The sequence below is a fragment of the Enterobacter sp. SST3 genome (assembly GCF_000286655.1).
Taxonomy (GTDB): Bacteria; Pseudomonadota; Gammaproteobacteria; order Enterobacterales; family Enterobacteriaceae; genus Enterobacter; species Enterobacter roggenkampii.
The window spans coordinates 89,653-105,861 of sequence record NZ_ALNS01000008.1 but is presented as its reverse complement, the minus strand read 5'-3'; the positions used below and the strand labels follow the sequence as shown (position 1 = coordinate 105,861).

Annotated in this window: 16 protein-coding genes; 15 read left to right on the top strand and 1 reads right to left on the bottom strand. The window is 54.3% G+C overall.

Annotation, left to right across the window (positions count from 1 at the left end):
• Positions 1 to 7: 7 nt before the first annotated feature.
• The 15 genes from atpE (at position 8) to B498_RS16860 (ending at position 15,423) form a co-directional block, all read left to right on the top strand.
• Positions 8 to 247 carry a F0F1 ATP synthase subunit C gene (gene atpE, locus B498_RS16790; RefSeq protein WP_000429386.1) on the top strand — a complete coding sequence of 80 codons (240 nt, stop codon included), beginning with the start codon at positions 8 to 10 and terminating at the stop codon, positions 245 to 247.
• Positions 248 to 295: 48 nt separating this feature from the next.
• Positions 296 to 766, top strand: a complete 471-nt coding sequence (gene atpF, locus B498_RS16795) for a F0F1 ATP synthase subunit B (protein WP_003862370.1) — start codon at positions 296 to 298, stop codon at positions 764 to 766.
• A 14-nt stretch (positions 767 to 780) separates the two neighbouring features.
• Complete coding sequence (gene atpH / locus B498_RS16800) at positions 781 to 1,314, top strand: F0F1 ATP synthase subunit delta (protein ID WP_008500192.1); 534 nt, start codon at positions 781 to 783, stop codon at positions 1,312 to 1,314.
• 12 nt (positions 1,315 to 1,326) lie between these two features.
• On the top strand, positions 1,327 to 2,868 hold the full coding sequence (gene atpA / locus B498_RS16805; RefSeq protein ID WP_003862367.1) for a F0F1 ATP synthase subunit alpha: 1,542 nt from the start codon (positions 1,327 to 1,329) through the stop codon (positions 2,866 to 2,868).
• A gap of 51 nt (positions 2,869 to 2,919) precedes the next feature.
• A complete protein-coding gene (gene atpG / locus B498_RS16810) occupies positions 2,920 to 3,783 on the top strand; it encodes a F0F1 ATP synthase subunit gamma (RefSeq protein ID WP_008500191.1) in 864 nt (287 codons plus the stop codon).
• 31 nt (positions 3,784 to 3,814) lie between these two features.
• A complete protein-coding gene (gene atpD, locus B498_RS16815; RefSeq protein ID WP_003862362.1) occupies positions 3,815 to 5,197 on the top strand; it encodes a F0F1 ATP synthase subunit beta in 1,383 nt (460 codons plus the stop codon).
• Positions 5,198 to 5,217: 20 nt separating this feature from the next.
• Positions 5,218 to 5,637 carry a F0F1 ATP synthase subunit epsilon gene (locus B498_RS16820; RefSeq protein WP_006177560.1) on the top strand — a complete coding sequence of 140 codons (420 nt, stop codon included), beginning with the start codon at positions 5,218 to 5,220 and terminating at the stop codon, positions 5,635 to 5,637.
• Positions 5,638 to 5,775: 138 nt separating this feature from the next.
• Complete coding sequence (glmU, locus tag B498_RS16825; protein WP_008500189.1) at positions 5,776 to 7,146, top strand: bifunctional UDP-N-acetylglucosamine diphosphorylase/glucosamine-1-phosphate N-acetyltransferase GlmU; 1,371 nt, start codon at positions 5,776 to 5,778, stop codon at positions 7,144 to 7,146.
• Positions 7,147 to 7,371: 225 nt separating this feature from the next.
• Positions 7,372 to 9,201, top strand: coding sequence for a glutamine--fructose-6-phosphate transaminase (isomerizing) (gene glmS, locus B498_RS16830; protein ID WP_008500188.1), 1,830 nt, complete (start codon positions 7,372 to 7,374; stop codon positions 9,199 to 9,201).
• A gap of 321 nt (positions 9,202 to 9,522) precedes the next feature.
• Complete coding sequence (gene pstS, locus B498_RS16835; RefSeq protein ID WP_008500186.1) at positions 9,523 to 10,563, top strand: phosphate ABC transporter substrate-binding protein PstS; 1,041 nt, start codon at positions 9,523 to 9,525, stop codon at positions 10,561 to 10,563.
• A 128-nt stretch (positions 10,564 to 10,691) separates the two neighbouring features.
• The gene (pstC, locus tag B498_RS16840; RefSeq protein WP_008500185.1) at positions 10,692 to 11,651 is read left to right on the top strand and encodes a phosphate ABC transporter permease PstC; all 960 of its coding nucleotides are present in this window, start codon (positions 10,692 to 10,694) and stop codon (positions 11,649 to 11,651) included.
• Positions 11,651 to 12,541 carry a phosphate ABC transporter permease PstA gene (gene pstA / locus B498_RS16845; protein ID WP_008500184.1) on the top strand — a complete coding sequence of 297 codons (891 nt, stop codon included), beginning with the start codon at positions 11,651 to 11,653 and terminating at the stop codon, positions 12,539 to 12,541. The genes pstC and pstA overlap by 1 nt, the downstream gene beginning before the upstream one ends.
• 47 nt (positions 12,542 to 12,588) lie before the next feature.
• Positions 12,589 to 13,362: a phosphate ABC transporter ATP-binding protein PstB gene (pstB, locus tag B498_RS16850; RefSeq protein WP_008500183.1), complete on the top strand. Its 774-nt coding sequence runs from the start codon at positions 12,589 to 12,591 to the stop codon at positions 13,360 to 13,362.
• A gap of 26 nt (positions 13,363 to 13,388) precedes the next feature.
• Positions 13,389 to 14,114, top strand: coding sequence for a phosphate signaling complex protein PhoU (gene phoU, locus B498_RS16855; protein ID WP_008500182.1), 726 nt, complete (start codon positions 13,389 to 13,391; stop codon positions 14,112 to 14,114).
• 160 nt (positions 14,115 to 14,274) lie between these two features.
• Positions 14,275 to 15,423: an esterase gene (locus B498_RS16860; RefSeq protein WP_237716800.1), complete on the top strand. Its 1,149-nt coding sequence runs from the start codon at positions 14,275 to 14,277 to the stop codon at positions 15,421 to 15,423.
• A 31-nt stretch (positions 15,424 to 15,454) separates the two neighbouring features.
• Here the strand turns inward: B498_RS16860 and yieH are convergent, their stop codons facing one another.
• Positions 15,455 to 16,120, bottom strand: a complete 666-nt coding sequence (gene yieH, locus B498_RS16865) for a 6-phosphogluconate phosphatase (protein WP_008500180.1) — start codon at positions 16,118 to 16,120, stop codon at positions 15,455 to 15,457.
• Positions 16,121 to 16,209: the final 89 nt, after the last annotated feature.

Below are 16,209 nucleotides of genomic sequence, written 5' to 3'. Positions count from 1 at the left end.
GACTGTCATGGAAAACCTGAATATGGATCTGCTGTACATGGCTGCCGCTGTGATGATGGGTCTGGCGGCTATCGGTGCTGCGATCGGTATCGGCATCCTCGGGGGCAAATTCCTGGAAGGCGCTGCGCGTCAACCTGATCTGATTCCTCTGCTGCGTACTCAGTTCTTTATCGTTATGGGTCTGGTGGATGCTATCCCAATGATCGCTGTAGGTCTGGGTCTGTACGTGATGTTTGCTGTCGCGTAGTAGTAGTTTTAAAACCCTAAGCCACAGATATTAAAGAGGTATTGTGCTGTGAACATGAACGCAACAATCCTCGGCCAGGCCATCGCGTTTATTCTCTTTGTCTGGTTCTGCATGAAGTATGTATGGCCGCCTTTAATGGCAGCCATCGAAAAACGTCAGAAAGAAATTGCTGACGGTCTGGCTTCTGCAGAACGCGCTAAGAAAGATTTGGACCTTGCACAGGCCAACGCGACAGACCAGCTGAAAAAAGCGAAAGCGGAAGCTCAGGTTATCATCGAACAGGCTAACAAACGCCGTTCGCAGATCCTGGACGAAGCGAAAGCTGAAGCAGAACAGGAACGTACTAAGATCGTGACACAGGCTCAGGCTGAAATTGAAGCTGAGCGTAAACGTGCTCGTGAAGAACTGCGTAAGCAGGTTGCGATTCTGGCTGTTGCTGGCGCCGAGAAGATCATCGAACGTTCCGTGGATGAAGCTGCTAACAGCGACATCGTGGACAAACTTGTCGCTGAACTGTAAGGAGGGAGGGGCTGATGTCTGAATTTGTTACGGTAGCTCGCCCCTACGCCAAAGCAGCTTTTGACTTTGCTATCGAACACCAAAATGTCGATCGCTGGCAGAATATGCTGGCGTTTGCCGCTGAGGTGACGAAAAACGAACAAATGGCCGAGTTGCTTTCCGGTGCGTTAGCACCTGAAACCCTCGCCGCGTCGTTTATCGCCGTGTGCGGAGAGCAACTGGATGCCAACGGCCAGAACCTGATTAAGGTGATGGCAGAGAATGGTCGTCTCCGTGTGCTCCCGGATGTTCTCGAGCAGTTTGAGCACTTACGTGCCCTTAGTGAAGCTACCGCTGAAGTCGAAGTGACTTCTGCGACTGAACTGAGTGACGAACAGCTTGCGAAAATCACCGCCGCGATGGAAAAACGTCTGTCACGCAAAGTTAAGCTGAATTGCAAAATCGATAAGTCTGTAATGGCAGGCGTAATCATCCGCTCGGGTGATATGGTCATTGATGGCAGCGTACGCGGCCGTCTTGAGCGCCTTGCAGACGTCTTGCAGTCTTAAGGGGACTGGAGCATGCAACTGAATTCCACCGAAATCAGCGAACTGATCAAGCAGCGCATTGCTCAGTTCAATGTTGTGAGTGAAGCTCACAACGAAGGTACTATTGTTTCTGTAAGTGACGGTGTTATCCGCATCCACGGCCTGGCCGATTGTATGCAGGGTGAGATGATTTCCCTGCCGGGTAACCGTTACGCTATCGCACTGAACCTGGAGCGCGACTCCGTAGGTGCCGTTGTGATGGGTCCATACGCTGACCTCGCCGAAGGCATGAAGGTTAAGTGTACTGGCCGTATTCTGGAAGTGCCGGTTGGCCGTGGCCTGCTGGGTCGCGTTGTTAACACCCTGGGTGCGCCAATCGACGGTAAAGGTCCGGTTGAGCACGATGGCTTCTCCCCAATCGAAGTTATCGCACCGGGCGTTATCGACCGTCAGTCCGTAGATCAGCCTGTTCAGACAGGTTATAAGTCCGTTGATGCCATGATCCCAATCGGTCGTGGTCAGCGTGAACTGATCATCGGTGACCGTCAGACCGGTAAAACCGCGATGGCAATCGACGCCATCATCAACCAGCGTGACTCCGGCATCAAATGTGTGTACGTGGCTATCGGCCAGAAAGCGTCCACCATTTCTAACGTGGTTCGTAAACTGGAAGAGCACGGCGCACTGTCTAACACCATCGTTGTGGTGGCGACCGCGTCTGAATCTGCTGCACTGCAATACCTGGCACCATACGCCGGTTGCGCAATGGGCGAATACTTCCGTGACCGCGGTGAAGATGCGCTGATCGTATACGATGACCTGTCTAAACAGGCTGTTGCTTATCGTCAGGTTTCCCTGCTGCTCCGTCGTCCACCTGGACGTGAAGCGTTCCCTGGCGACGTATTCTACCTCCACTCTCGTCTGCTGGAGCGTGCTTCCCGCGTTAACGCGGAATACGTCGAGAACTTCACCAAAGGTGAAGTGAAGGGTAAAACGGGCTCTCTGACCGCGCTGCCGATCATTGAAACCCAGGCGGGTGACGTTTCTGCGTTCGTTCCGACCAACGTAATCTCCATTACCGATGGTCAGATCTTCCTGGAAACCAACCTGTTTAACTCCGGTATTCGTCCGGCGGTTAACCCGGGTATCTCCGTATCCCGTGTGGGTGGTGCTGCTCAGACCAAGATCATCAAGAAACTGTCCGGTGGTATCCGTACCGCGCTGGCACAGTATCGCGAACTGGCTGCGTTCTCTCAGTTCGCATCCGATCTGGACGAAGCAACCCGTAAACAGCTGAGCCACGGTCAGAAAGTGACCGAGCTGCTGAAGCAGAAACAGTACGCACCAATGTCTGTTGCTCAGCAGGGCCTGGTACTGTTCGCGGCTGAACGCGGTTACCTCGAAGATGTGGAACTGGCGAAAATCGGTAGCTTCGAAGCCGCTCTGCTGGCTTACGTCGACCGTGATCACGCTCCGCTGATGCAAGAGATCAACCAGACCGGTGGCTATAACGACGAAATCGAAGGCAAGCTGAAAGCTATCCTCGATTCCTTCAAAGCAACCCAATCCTGGTAATCGTCCGGCGGCTTGTCTCAGGACAAGCCGCCTGGCATTGAGGAGAAGCTCATGGCCGGCGCAAAAGAGATACGTAGTAAGATCGCAAGCGTCCAGAACACGCAAAAGATCACTAAAGCGATGGAGATGGTCGCCGCTTCCAAAATGCGTAAATCGCAGGATCGCATGGCGGCCAGCCGTCCTTATGCAGAAACCATGCGCAAAGTGATTGGTCACCTTGCAAACGGTAATCTGGAATATAAGCACCCTTACCTGGAAGAACGCGACGTTAAGCGCGTGGGCTACCTGGTGGTGTCGACCGACCGTGGTCTGTGTGGCGGCTTGAACATTAACCTGTTCAAAAAACTGCTGGCGGATATGAAAGCATGGTCTGAAAAAGGCGTTCAGTGCGATATCGCAATGATCGGCTCTAAAGGCGTCTCTTTCTTTAACTCCGTTGGTGGCAACATTGTCGCTCAGGTGACCGGTATGGGTGATAACCCGTCCCTGTCCGAACTGATCGGCCCGGTTAAAGTGATGTTGCAGGCCTATGATGAAGGCCGTCTGGACAGACTGTACGTTGTCAGCAACAAATTCATTAACACCATGTCTCAGGTTCCAACGCTCACTCAGATGCTGCCGTTACCGGCATCAGAAGATGACGAGCTGAAGCAAAAAGCCTGGGATTACCTGTATGAACCCGATCCGAAACCGCTGCTGGATACCCTGCTGCGTCGTTACGTTGAATCTCAGGTTTATCAGGGCGTTGTAGAAAACCTGGCCAGCGAGCAGGCCGCACGAATGGTGGCGATGAAAGCCGCGACCGATAATGGCGGCAGCCTGATTAAAGAGCTGCAGTTGGTTTACAACAAAGCTCGTCAGGCCAGCATTACTCAGGAACTCACCGAGATCGTCTCGGGGGCCGCCGCGGTTTAACCAGGTTTACGAATTACGTAGAGGATTCAAGATGGCTACTGGAAAGATTGTCCAGGTAATCGGCGCCGTGGTGGACGTCGAGTTCCCTCAGGACGCCGTACCACGCGTGTACGACGCGCTTGAGGTACAGAATGGTAACGAGAGCCTGGTGCTGGAAGTTCAGCAGCAGCTCGGCGGCGGTATCGTGCGTACCATCGCGATGGGTTCTTCCGACGGTCTGCGTCGTGGTCTGGAAGTAAAAGACCTTGAGCACCCGATCGAAGTCCCGGTAGGTAAAGCAACACTGGGTCGTATCATGAACGTATTGGGTCAGCCAATCGACATGAAAGGCGACATCGGTGAAGAAGAGCGTTGGGCTATCCACCGCGCGGCACCTTCCTACGAAGAGCTGTCCAGCTCTCAGGAACTGCTGGAAACCGGTATCAAAGTTATCGACCTGATGTGTCCGTTTGCGAAGGGCGGTAAAGTGGGTCTGTTCGGTGGTGCGGGTGTAGGTAAAACCGTAAACATGATGGAGCTGATCCGTAACATCGCGATCGAGCACTCCGGTTACTCTGTGTTTGCGGGCGTAGGTGAACGTACTCGTGAGGGTAACGACTTCTACCACGAAATGACCGACTCCAACGTTCTGGACAAAGTATCCCTGGTTTACGGCCAGATGAACGAGCCACCTGGAAACCGTCTGCGCGTTGCGCTGACCGGCCTGACGATGGCTGAGAAGTTCCGTGACGAAGGCCGTGACGTTCTGCTGTTCGTTGATAACATCTATCGTTACACCCTGGCCGGTACTGAAGTATCTGCACTGCTGGGTCGTATGCCTTCAGCGGTAGGTTATCAGCCAACGCTGGCGGAAGAGATGGGTGTTCTTCAGGAACGTATCACCTCTACCAAAACCGGTTCTATCACCTCCGTTCAGGCGGTATACGTACCTGCGGATGACTTGACTGACCCATCACCAGCCACCACCTTTGCGCACTTAGATGCAACCGTGGTACTGAGCCGTCAGATCGCGTCTCTGGGTATCTACCCAGCCGTTGACCCGCTGGACTCCACCAGCCGTCAGCTGGATCCACTGGTTGTTGGTCAGGAACACTACGACACCGCGCGTGGCGTACAGTCCCTGCTGCAGCGTTACCAGGAACTGAAAGACATCATCGCCATCCTGGGTATGGATGAACTGTCTGAAGAAGACAAACTGGTGGTAGCACGTGCGCGTAAGATCCAGCGCTTCCTGTCCCAGCCGTTCTTCGTTGCGGAAGTATTCACCGGTTCTCCGGGTAAATACGTTTCCCTGAAAGACACCATCCGTGGCTTTAAAGGCATCATGGAAGGCGAATACGATCACCTGCCAGAGCAGGCGTTCTACATGGTTGGTTCCATCGAAGAAGCTGTGGAAAAAGCCAAAAAACTTTAACGCCTTAATCGGAGGGTGATATGGCAATGACTTACCACCTGGACGTCGTCAGCGCAGAGCAACAAATGTTCTCTGGTCTGGTCGAGAAAATCCAGGTAACGGGTAGTGAAGGTGAGCTGGGTATTTTCCCGGGTCACGCACCGCTGCTCACCGCCATTAAGCCTGGTATGATCCGCATCGTTAAACAGTTCGGTCACGAAGAGTTTATCTATCTGTCCGGCGGCATTCTTGAAGTGCAGCCTGGTAGTGTGACCGTTCTGGCCGATACCGCTATTCGTGGCCAGGATCTCGACGAAGCGCGAGCCCTGGAGTCGAAGCGTAAGGCTGAAGAGCACATTAGCAGCTCTCATGGTGACGTGGATTACGCTCAGGCGTCTGCGGAGCTGGCCAAAGCGATCGCGAAACTGCGCGTTATCGAGTTGACCAAAAAAGCGATGTAACACCGGCTTGAAAAGCACAAAAGCCAGTCTGGATACCAGGCTGGCTTTTTTTTTCGGCCTTAATTCATGATGAAAAAGATGTAGAATTTTAAGCATCAAACGTTTTTACTTCTCACTCAAACTACCGTCAGGATGCGTATGTCAAACAGTGCGATGAGCGTGGTGATCCTTGCCGCAGGCAAAGGGACCCGCATGTATTCCGACCTGCCTAAAGTGCTTCACACGCTTGCAGGAAAGCCAATGGTGCAGCACGTCATTGATGCAGCGAATGAATTGGGCGCCAGTCAGGTCCACCTGGTCTACGGCCACGGCGGCGATCTGCTTAAAAAGACGCTGAGCGACGACAAGCTCAACTGGGTGCTTCAGGCTGAACAGTTGGGTACAGGCCATGCCATGCAGCAGGCAGCGCCCTTCTTTGCGGATGACGAAGACATTTTGATGCTCTACGGCGATGTCCCGCTGATCTCCGTTGAAACGCTGACTCGCCTGCGTGAAGCCAAACCGCAGGGCGGCATCGGTTTATTAACCGTCGTGCTGGACGATCCAACCGGTTATGGCCGTATCACCCGTGAAAACGGCAACGTTACGGGTATTGTTGAGCATAAAGATGCCAGCGAGGCGCAGCGTCAGATTCAGGAGATCAACACCGGTATCCTGATTGCCAATGGTGCGGATATGAAGCGCTGGCTGTCGAAGCTCAATAACAATAACGCGCAGGGTGAATACTACATCACAGACATTATTGCGATGGCATACCAGGAAGGGCGCGAGATTGCGGCGGTCCATCCGGCGCGCATCAGCGAAACCGAAGGGGTGAACAACCGCCTTCAACTCTCCCGTCTTGAGCGCGTTTATCAGTCCGAACAGGCCGAGAAACTCCTTCTGGCTGGCGTGATGCTGCGCGATCCGGCGCGTTTCGATCTGCGTGGAACGTTAGCGCACGGGCGCGACGTTGAAATTGATACTAACGTTATCCTCGAAGGTAACGTGACGCTGGGCAACCGCGTCAAAATTGGCGCTGGCTGCGTGATCAAAAACAGCGTCATTGGTGACGACTGTGAAATCAGCCCGTACAGCGTGGTGGAAAATGCCCGTCTGGATGTGGCCTGTACCATCGGCCCGTTTGCGCGTTTGCGCCCGGGCGCTGAGCTGCTGGAAGGCTCACATGTTGGAAACTTCGTTGAGATGAAAAAAGCGCGTCTGGGTAAAGGCTCAAAAGCCGGTCATTTAACCTATCTGGGCGACGCGGAAATTGGTGACAACGTCAACATTGGCGCAGGCACAATCACCTGTAACTATGACGGCGCCAATAAGTTTAAAACCATCATCGGTGATGATGTGTTTGTCGGTTCCGACACCCAGCTGGTGGCGCCTGTTACCGTGGGTAACGGCGTAACGATTGCCGCCGGGACAACCGTTACGCGCGATATCGCCGATAACGAACTGGTATTAAGCCGTGTGCCGCAGGTGCACAAGCAGGGCTGGAAACGTCCTGTGAAGAAGAAGTAACAACAAGGCGGGTGGCGCTACGCTTACCCGCCCTAAGATTGAGTAGGCCTGATAAGGCGTAGCCGTCATCAGGCAAACCCGGGTGAGGAGATAAACATATATCTCCCCCCACAAGCAGTACCCATAAAAATAACCCCACTCTCTACAAGGCTCGGGGCGCCCGGAAAGGGCAAATACAGGTCAGCGACAACGCAGGCATTATGCCTAAATTCGGAATCTAAAATTATGTGTGGAATTGTTGGCGCAGTTGCGCAGCGTGATATTGCTGAAATCCTTCTCGAAGGTTTACGTCGTCTGGAATACCGTGGTTACGACTCTGCCGGTCTGGCTGTTGTCGATGCAGAAGGTCATATGACCCGTTTGCGCCGTCTAGGTAAAGTGCAGATGCTGGCCCAGGCCGCGGAAGAACATCCGCTGCACGGGGGAACCGGTATTGCGCACACCCGCTGGGCGACGCACGGCGAACCGTCTGAAGGCAACGCGCACCCGCATGTGTCTGAACACATCGTGGTCGTGCACAATGGCATTATCGAAAACCACGAACCGCTGCGTGAAGCACTGAAAGCGCGCGGCTACACCTTCGTCTCTGAAACTGACACCGAAGTGATTGCTCACCTGGTGCACTGGGAACTTGAGCAGGGCGGTACGCTGCGTGATGCGGTGCTGCGCGCTATTCCTCAGCTGCGCGGTGCGTACGGTACGGTGATCATGGATTCCCGCGACCCGTCCACGCTTCTGGCCGCGCGTTCCGGTAGCCCGATGGTTATCGGCCTGGGCATGGGTGAAAACTTTATCGCTTCCGATCAGCTGGCACTTCTACCGGTCACCCGTCGCTTTATCTTCCTCGAAGAGGGGGATATCGCCGAAGTGACTCGCCGCAGCGTGACCGTGTTCGATACCAAAGGCGAGCAGGTGAAACGTCAGGAGATCGAATCGAATCTGCAGTACGACGCGGGCGACAAAGGCGCTTACCGTCACTACATGCAGAAAGAGATTTACGAGCAGCCAAACGCCATCAAAAACACCCTGACCGGGCGCATCAGCCATGGTGAAGTGGATCTGAGCGAGCTGGGCGCAAACGCGAACGAACTGCTCAGCAAGGTTGAGCATATTCAGATCGTGGCCTGCGGCACCTCCTACAACTCCGGTATGGTCTCTCGCTACTGGTTTGAATCTCTGGCGGGCGTGCCGTGCGACGTAGAAATTGCGTCTGAGTTCCGCTATCGCAAATCTGCCGTACGTCGTAACAGCCTGATGATCACCCTTTCCCAGTCAGGTGAAACGGCAGATACCCTGGCGGCGCTGCGTCTCTCTAAAGAGCTGGGTTATCTGGGTTCTCTGGCCATCTGTAACGTCCCGGGCTCATCGCTGGTGCGTGAATCCGATCTGGCGCTGATGACCAAAGCGGGTACCGAAATCGGCGTGGCCTCCACCAAGGCGTTTACCACTCAGCTGACGGTTCTGCTGATGCTGGTGGCGAAACTGGCGCGTCTGAAAGGTGAAGATGCCTCTGTTGAGCATGACATCGTTCACGGTCTGCAGGCGCTGCCGAGCCGTATTGAGCAGATGCTGTCTCAGGACAAACGCATTGAAGCTCTGGCGGAAGATTTCTCTGACAAACATCACGCCCTGTTCCTGGGCCGTGGCGATCAGTATCCGATTGCGCTGGAAGGCGCGCTGAAGCTGAAAGAGATCTCTTACATTCACGCTGAAGCCTATGCGGCAGGCGAGCTGAAACACGGTCCGTTGGCGCTGATTGACGCGGATATGCCGGTTATCGTCGTGGCACCGAACAACGAACTGCTGGAAAAACTGAAGTCCAACATCGAAGAAGTCCGCGCCCGTGGCGGCGTGCTGTACGTCTTTGCTGATAAAGATGCCGGTTTCGCCAGCAGCGACAACATGCACATCATCGAGATGCCGCATGTGGAAGAGGTGATTGCGCCGATCTTCTACACCGTTCCGCTGCAGCTGCTGGCCTATCACGTGGCGCTGATCAAAGGCACCGACGTTGACCAGCCGCGTAACCTGGCGAAATCGGTCACTGTAGAATAAACCCTTCAGGCTCCACCTTCGGGTGGAGCTTTTTTATCCTGCCTGGTTTGTTTTTCATCAATCCTTTCTCATTTTTAATAATGACAATTTGTCATCTTCAGCTACTTTTTTCAGTGTCACATAAAGAAAATATTTCTGAAAACAACCTGTCATAAAAGTGGCTAACTCGATGAAAATTAAGCTTTGTTTTGTTTAATTTTAAGTTAAATTTTCATTGTCATAAAACTGTCATAATTCGTACATTTATCTGTCACCTGTTTGTCCTATTTTGCTCATCGTAGCCACTAAACAACGATTTACGAAAATCTTGCAGGAGACATTATGAAAGTTATGCGTACCACTGTCGCAACTGTTGTCGCCGCGACCTTATCTCTGAGCGCGTTCTCTGTATTTGCAGAAGCAAGCCTGACTGGCGCTGGTGCAACCTTCCCTGCGCCGGTGTATGCCAAATGGGCGGATACCTACCAGAAAGAAACCGGTAACAAGGTTAACTATCAGGGTATCGGCTCCTCCGGTGGCGTAAAACAAATTACCGCGAACACGGTTGATTTCGGCGCATCAGATGCTCCGCTGTCTGATGACAAACTGGCTCAGGAAGGCCTGTTCCAGTTCCCTACCGTGATAGGTGGCGTGGTGCTGGCGATCAACCTGCCGGGCGTGAAGTCGGGTGAGTTGGTGCTGGACGGCAAAACCCTGGGTGACATCTACTTGGGCAAAATCAAAAAATGGGATGACGAAGCGATCGCCAAACTCAACCCAGGCCTGAAGCTGCCTTCTCAGAACATCGCCGTGGTTCGCCGCGCGGATGGTTCCGGTACCTCTTTCGTGTTCACCAGCTACCTGGCGAAAGTGAACGAAGAGTGGAAATCTAAAGTCGGCTCCGGCTCTACCGTTAACTGGCCTACCGGTCTGGGCGGTAAAGGTAATGACGGTATCGCCGCGTTCGTACAGCGTCTGCCTGGCTCCATCGGCTACGTAGAGTATGCGTACGCGAAGCAGAACAACCTGTCCTACACCAAACTGGTGTCTGCCGACGGCAAACCGGTTAGCCCGACCGAAGAGAACTTTGCTAACGCCGCCAAAGGCGCTGACTGGAGCAAATCCTTCGCGCAGGATCTGACTAACCAGAAGGGCGAAGGGGCGTGGCCAATCACCTCTACCACCTTCATCCTGGTGCACAAAGAGCAGAAGAAACCTGAACAGGGCGCTGAAGTGCTGAAGTTCTTCGACTGGGCATACAAAAACGGCGGCAAACAGGCTAACGCTCTGGATTACGCCACCCTGCCAGACAACGTGGTTGAGCAGATTCGCGCTGCATGGAAAACCAACGTGAAAGACAGCAGCGGTAAAGCGCTGTACTAACAGGATATATTTAACGAAGATGGCGGGTGGCGCTGCGCTTACCCGCCCTACGGTTTACTCTGTAGGCCCGGTAAGCGTCAGCGCCACCGGGCATATTCGTAAAAACGTCTCAAACAGAAGAGTAATTTATGGCTGCAACCAAGCCTGCATTTAACCCTCCGGGTAAAAAAGGTGACATGATTTTCAGCGCGCTGGTCAAACTGGCTGCGCTGATTGTGCTATTGCTACTGGGCGGCATTATCGTGTCTCTGATTTTCTCCTCCTGGCCGAGCATCCAGAAATTCGGTTTCTCCTTCCTGTGGAGTAAAGAGTGGGATGCGCCGAACGATATCTACGGTGCACTGGTGCCGATTTACGGCACGCTGGTGACCTCGTTCATCGCCCTGCTGATTGCGGTTCCGGTAAGTTTCGGTATCGCCCTGTTCCTGACGGAGCTCGCGCCGGGCTGGCTGCGTCGCCCATTGGGTATCGCCATCGAACTGCTGGCGGCCATCCCAAGTATCGTCTACGGCATGTGGGGTCTGTTTATCTTTGCGCCGCTGTTTGCCACGTACTTCCAGGAACCGGTGGGTAACGTCCTCTCTGCCATTCCGTTTGTGGGGGCCCTGTTCTCTGGCCCGGCTTTTGGTATCGGCATTCTGGCGGCGGGTGTGATCCTCGCCATCATGATTATTCCGTACATTGCGGCGGTCATGCGCGATGTCTTCGAACAAACGCCGGTGATGATGAAAGAGTCGGCCTACGGCATCGGCTGCACCACCTGGGAAGTGATCTGGCGCATTGTTCTTCCGTTCACCAAAAATGGGGTGATCGGGGGCGTGATGCTGGGCCTGGGTCGTGCACTGGGTGAAACCATGGCGGTCACCTTCATCATCGGTAACACCTATCAGCTCGACAGCGCGTCGCTTTATATGCCGGGTAACAGTATTACCTCTGCACTGGCAAACGAATTTGCGGAAGCGGAATCCGGCCTGCACGTTGCGGCGCTGATGGAGCTGGGTCTGATTCTGTTCGTTATTACCTTCATTGTTCTGGCGATTTCCAAGCTGATGATTATGCGTCTCGCTAAAAATGAGGGAGCACGCTAATGGCCACTCTCGAAATGCAAGCTACTGCTGAACTGGCGGAATCCCGCCGCAAAATGCAGGCCAGACGCCGCATGAAAAACCGCATTGCCCTGACGCTCTCTATGGCGACGATGGCATTCGGTCTGTTCTGGCTTGTCTGGATCCTCTTCTCAACGGTCGTTCGCGGGATTGACGGAATGTCACTCTCGCTGTTCACCGAAATGACGCCGCCGCCGAACACGGCGGGTGGTGGCCTGGCGAATGCCCTGGCGGGCAGCGGATTGCTGATCCTCTGGGCCACGGTCTTCGGCACGCCGCTGGGCATCATGGCGGGCATCTACCTGGCAGAATACGGTCGTAAATCCTTGCTGGCGGAAGTGATTCGTTTCATTAACGACATTTTGCTGTCAGCCCCGTCTATCGTCGTGGGTCTGTTCGTTTACACCGTCGTGGTGGCGCAGATGGAACACTTCTCCGGCTGGGCGGGTGTGATTGCGCTGGCGCTGCTGCAGGTGCCGATTGTGATTCGAACCACCGAGAACATGCTAAAACTGGTGCCGGACAGCCTGCGTGAAGCGGCTTACGCGCTGGGTACGCCAAAATGGAAGATGATCTCTGCGATTACGCTGAAGGCGTCGGTCTCCGGGATCATGACCGGTATCCTGCTGGCGGTGGCGCGTATTGCGGGTGAAACGGCGCCGCTGCTGTTTACGTCCCTCTCCAACCAGTTCTGGAGCACGGACATGATGCAGCCGATCGCCAACCTGCCGGTGACGATCTTTAAATTTGCGATGAGCCCCTTCGCGGAATGGCAGCAGCTGGCCTGGGCCGGGGTGCTGATCATTACCCTTTGCGTACTGTTGCTGAACATTCTGGCGCGCGTCATTTTCGCGAAGAAGAAACACGGTTAATTTTTTACGGCGCGGCAGCTCGCGGCGCCGAATGAGGAAATGAGTCAATGAGTATGGTTGATACTGCCCCGGGTAAGATTCAGGTTCGTGATTTGAACTTCTACTACGGCAAATTCCATGCCCTGAAGAACATCAACCTGGATATCGCGAAGAACCAGGTCACGGCATTTATCGGTCCGTCCGGCTGTGGGAAATCCACGCTGCTGCGTACCTTTAACAAAATGTATTCGCTCTATCCGGAGCAGCGCGCTGAAGGGGAAATCATCCTCGACGGCGAAAACATTCTGACCCAGGCTCAGGATATCGCCCTGCTGCGCGCGAAAGTGGGGATGGTGTTCCAGAAACCCACGCCGTTCCCGATGTCCATTTATGACAACATCGCCTTTGGCGTTCGCCTGTTTGAAAAGCTCTCCCGTGCCGATATGGATGAGCGCGTGCAGTGGGCTTTGACCAAGGCCGCATTATGGAACGAAACCAAAGATAAGTTGCACCAGAGCGGGTACTCTCTCTCCGGTGGTCAGCAGCAGCGTCTGTGCATTGCGCGCGGTATTGCGATCCGCCCGGAAGTGTTGCTGCTGGATGAGCCGTGTTCAGCGCTGGACCCGATTTCAACCGGTCGTATTGAAGAACTGATCACCGAGCTGAAGCAGGATTACACCGTGGTTATCGTGACCCACAACATGCAGCAGGCTGCGCGTTGCTCCGATCACACGGCGTTTATGTACCTGGGTGAATTGATTGAGTTCAGTAACACGGACGATCTGTTCACTAAGCCCGCGAAGAAACAAACCGAAGATTATATTACTGGCCGCTACGGTTGATTTGCCTTAGTGCATGTGGAGAAACCATGGACAACCTCAATCTTAATAAACACATTTCCGGCCAGTTCAACGCAGAGCTGGAAAGCATTCGCACCCAGGTGATGACCATGGGCGGCATGGTCGAGCAGCAGCTTTCTGATGCGATTACGGCGATGCACAACCAGGACAGCGAGCTGGCGAAGCGCGTCATTGAAGGCGATAAAAACGTCAACATGATGGAAGTGGCTATCGACGAAGCCTGCGTGCGCATTATCGCGAAACGTCAGCCGACGGCGAGCGACCTGCGTCTGGTGATGGCGATCATCAAAACCATCGCCGAGCTGGAACGTATTGGTGACGTTGCGGATAAAATCTGCCGCACCGCGCTGGAGAAGTTCTCACAGCAGCACCAGCCGCTGCTGGTCAGCCTGGAGTCACTGGGCCGCCACACCGTGCAGATGCTGCACGACGTGCTGGATGCCTTTGCGCGGATGGATCTGGACGAAGCGGTGCGTATCTACCGTGAAGACAAGAAGGTCGATCAGGAGTATGAAGGCATCGTGCGCCAGCTGATGACCTACATGATGGAAGATTCCCGCACGATCCCGAGCGTGCTGACGGCCCTGTTCTGCGCGCGTTCTATCGAGCGTATCGGTGACCGCTGCCAGAATATTTGCGAATACATTTTCTACTTCGTGAAGGGTCAGGACTTCCGTCACGTGGGCGGCGACGAGCTGGACAAGCTGCTGGCGGGTAAAGATCCGAAAGAGTAATCCTGTCATCTGATAACAACGCCGGTACTCACCGGCGTTGTTATTTCTAGTGTAATCACAATTTTCCCCTTCATCCGTTGCCTGACGTTCGAAACGCGCTAACGTGAGACGAAAAAACAGCAAAGGATGGGATATGAAAAATTCATTAGCGTGCCTGGCGATGGCCATCAGCATCGGGATCGGTACTGGAGCAGACGTGATTGCCGCACCGTTGCCGGTCACACCTGACCAGACTACCCCGGTCAGCCGCTATGTGACCCAGGTTAATGCGGATAAAAGCATTACGTTTCGCCTGTTTGCACCCGGCGCAACGCGAGTCTCCGTGGTGACGGGGTCAATGCCTGAAAGCCAGGTTTCCCATGATATGACGAAAGAGAAAAATGGCGTCTGGTCATGGAAAAGCGAGCCGATGGCACCGAATCTGTACGAATATTATTTCGACATCGATGGTTTCCGTTCAGTTGACACGGGAAGCCGCTATCAAAAACCCCAGCGGCAGGTGAACACCAGCCTGATTCTGGTTCCGGGCAGTATTCTCGACGATCGTCCTGTACCGCATGGCGATCTGACGACCTTGACCTGGCACTCGCCGTCGCTCAAGTCAGAGCGCCGCGTCTATGTATGGACTCCCCCTGGCTACAACGGCACAGGGGAACCCTTACCGGTGCTCTACTTCTACCATGGTTTTGGGGATACCGGGCTCTCTGCCATCGACCAGGGCCGTCTGCCGCAAATCATGGATAACCTGATGGCCGAAGGGAAAATCAAACCGATGCTGGTGGTGGTACCCGACACCGAGACGGAGAGCACTGAGGCCATCCCCGAGAACTTCCCACCGGCAGAACGACGGAAGTCTTTCTATCCGCTCAATGCGAAAGCCGCAGACCGTGAACTGATGAGCGAGATTATTCCGCTGGTGGATACACGCTTCAACGTGCGTAAAGATGCGGCAGGCCGGGCACTGGCGGGACTGTCACAGGGCGGTTATCAGGCGCTGGTCTCCGGTATGAACCATCTGGACAAATTCGGCTGGCTGGGAACGTTCAGCGGCGTTACCACAACAACCGTACCTGACGAAGGCGTGGCCGCACGCTTTAAGCAGCCGGAGGCCATTAACCGGCAGCTGCATAATTTCACCGTCGTCGTGGGAGAGCGCGATTCGGTGACCGGCAAAGATATCGCCGGCCTGAAGGCGGAGCTGGAAAAGCAGGGCATCAAATTCGACTATAAAATGTACCCCGGTCTGAATCACGAAATGGACGTCTGGCGTCCGGCCTATGCTGAGTTTGTTCAAAAGCTCTTCAGATAAACCTGTCGCCCTCCCTGCCGGGAGGGTCTGCTTAACGCGTAATATTCCACCCGCGCGCCTTCCACAGCGCGGGTAGCTGCGCCAGATCGGTGAAGGTCGTGACTTTTGGATGAACGATCGGCTTGTTGTGCGGGTCGGCGCAGAAGTAAAACACCTCCATTCCCGCATCAATCCCCGACTGCGCGCCCGCAGACGAGTCATCCACCAGAATGCAGTGCTCTACGTTAACGTTCATCGCCTTTGCCGCATGGAACATCAGTGCCGGGTCCGGCTTCCAGCGCTGGATATCGTAGCCGCTGAACAGTTTTTCCGGGAAGTGGTGCAGCATCTCAAGCTTGCCGAGCGAGTGCTGCATTTTGCTGACCGGCCCGTTGGAGACCACGCAGATCGGCACCGTCATGGCATCCAGCAGCGCGTTTGCGCCCGGAATCACCTCCAGCTCCGAATCGAACAGGCGCGCAACCTCGGCGCGATACACCGGTTCCAGAGCCGCTTTATCCAGAACGACGCCGTGTTCTTCGTTAATGATGTCGATGATCTCGTAGAGCTTCACGCCCTTAAAGCGCTTAAACACCTCGTCGAGTTCCAGCGTAATGCCAAATTCCTGGAACATGGCCACATACGCACGGGAACAAATGACCTCACTGTCGACCAGCGTACCGTCGCAGTCGAAAAATACCGCTTCAATTCCGGACATGCCTTTCCCTTTTAACCAGTTTAACGTTTACGTACGGCAGTTCACCGGAACGCAATCGTTGCCGTATAAGCAAATTCAATGAAAAAAGT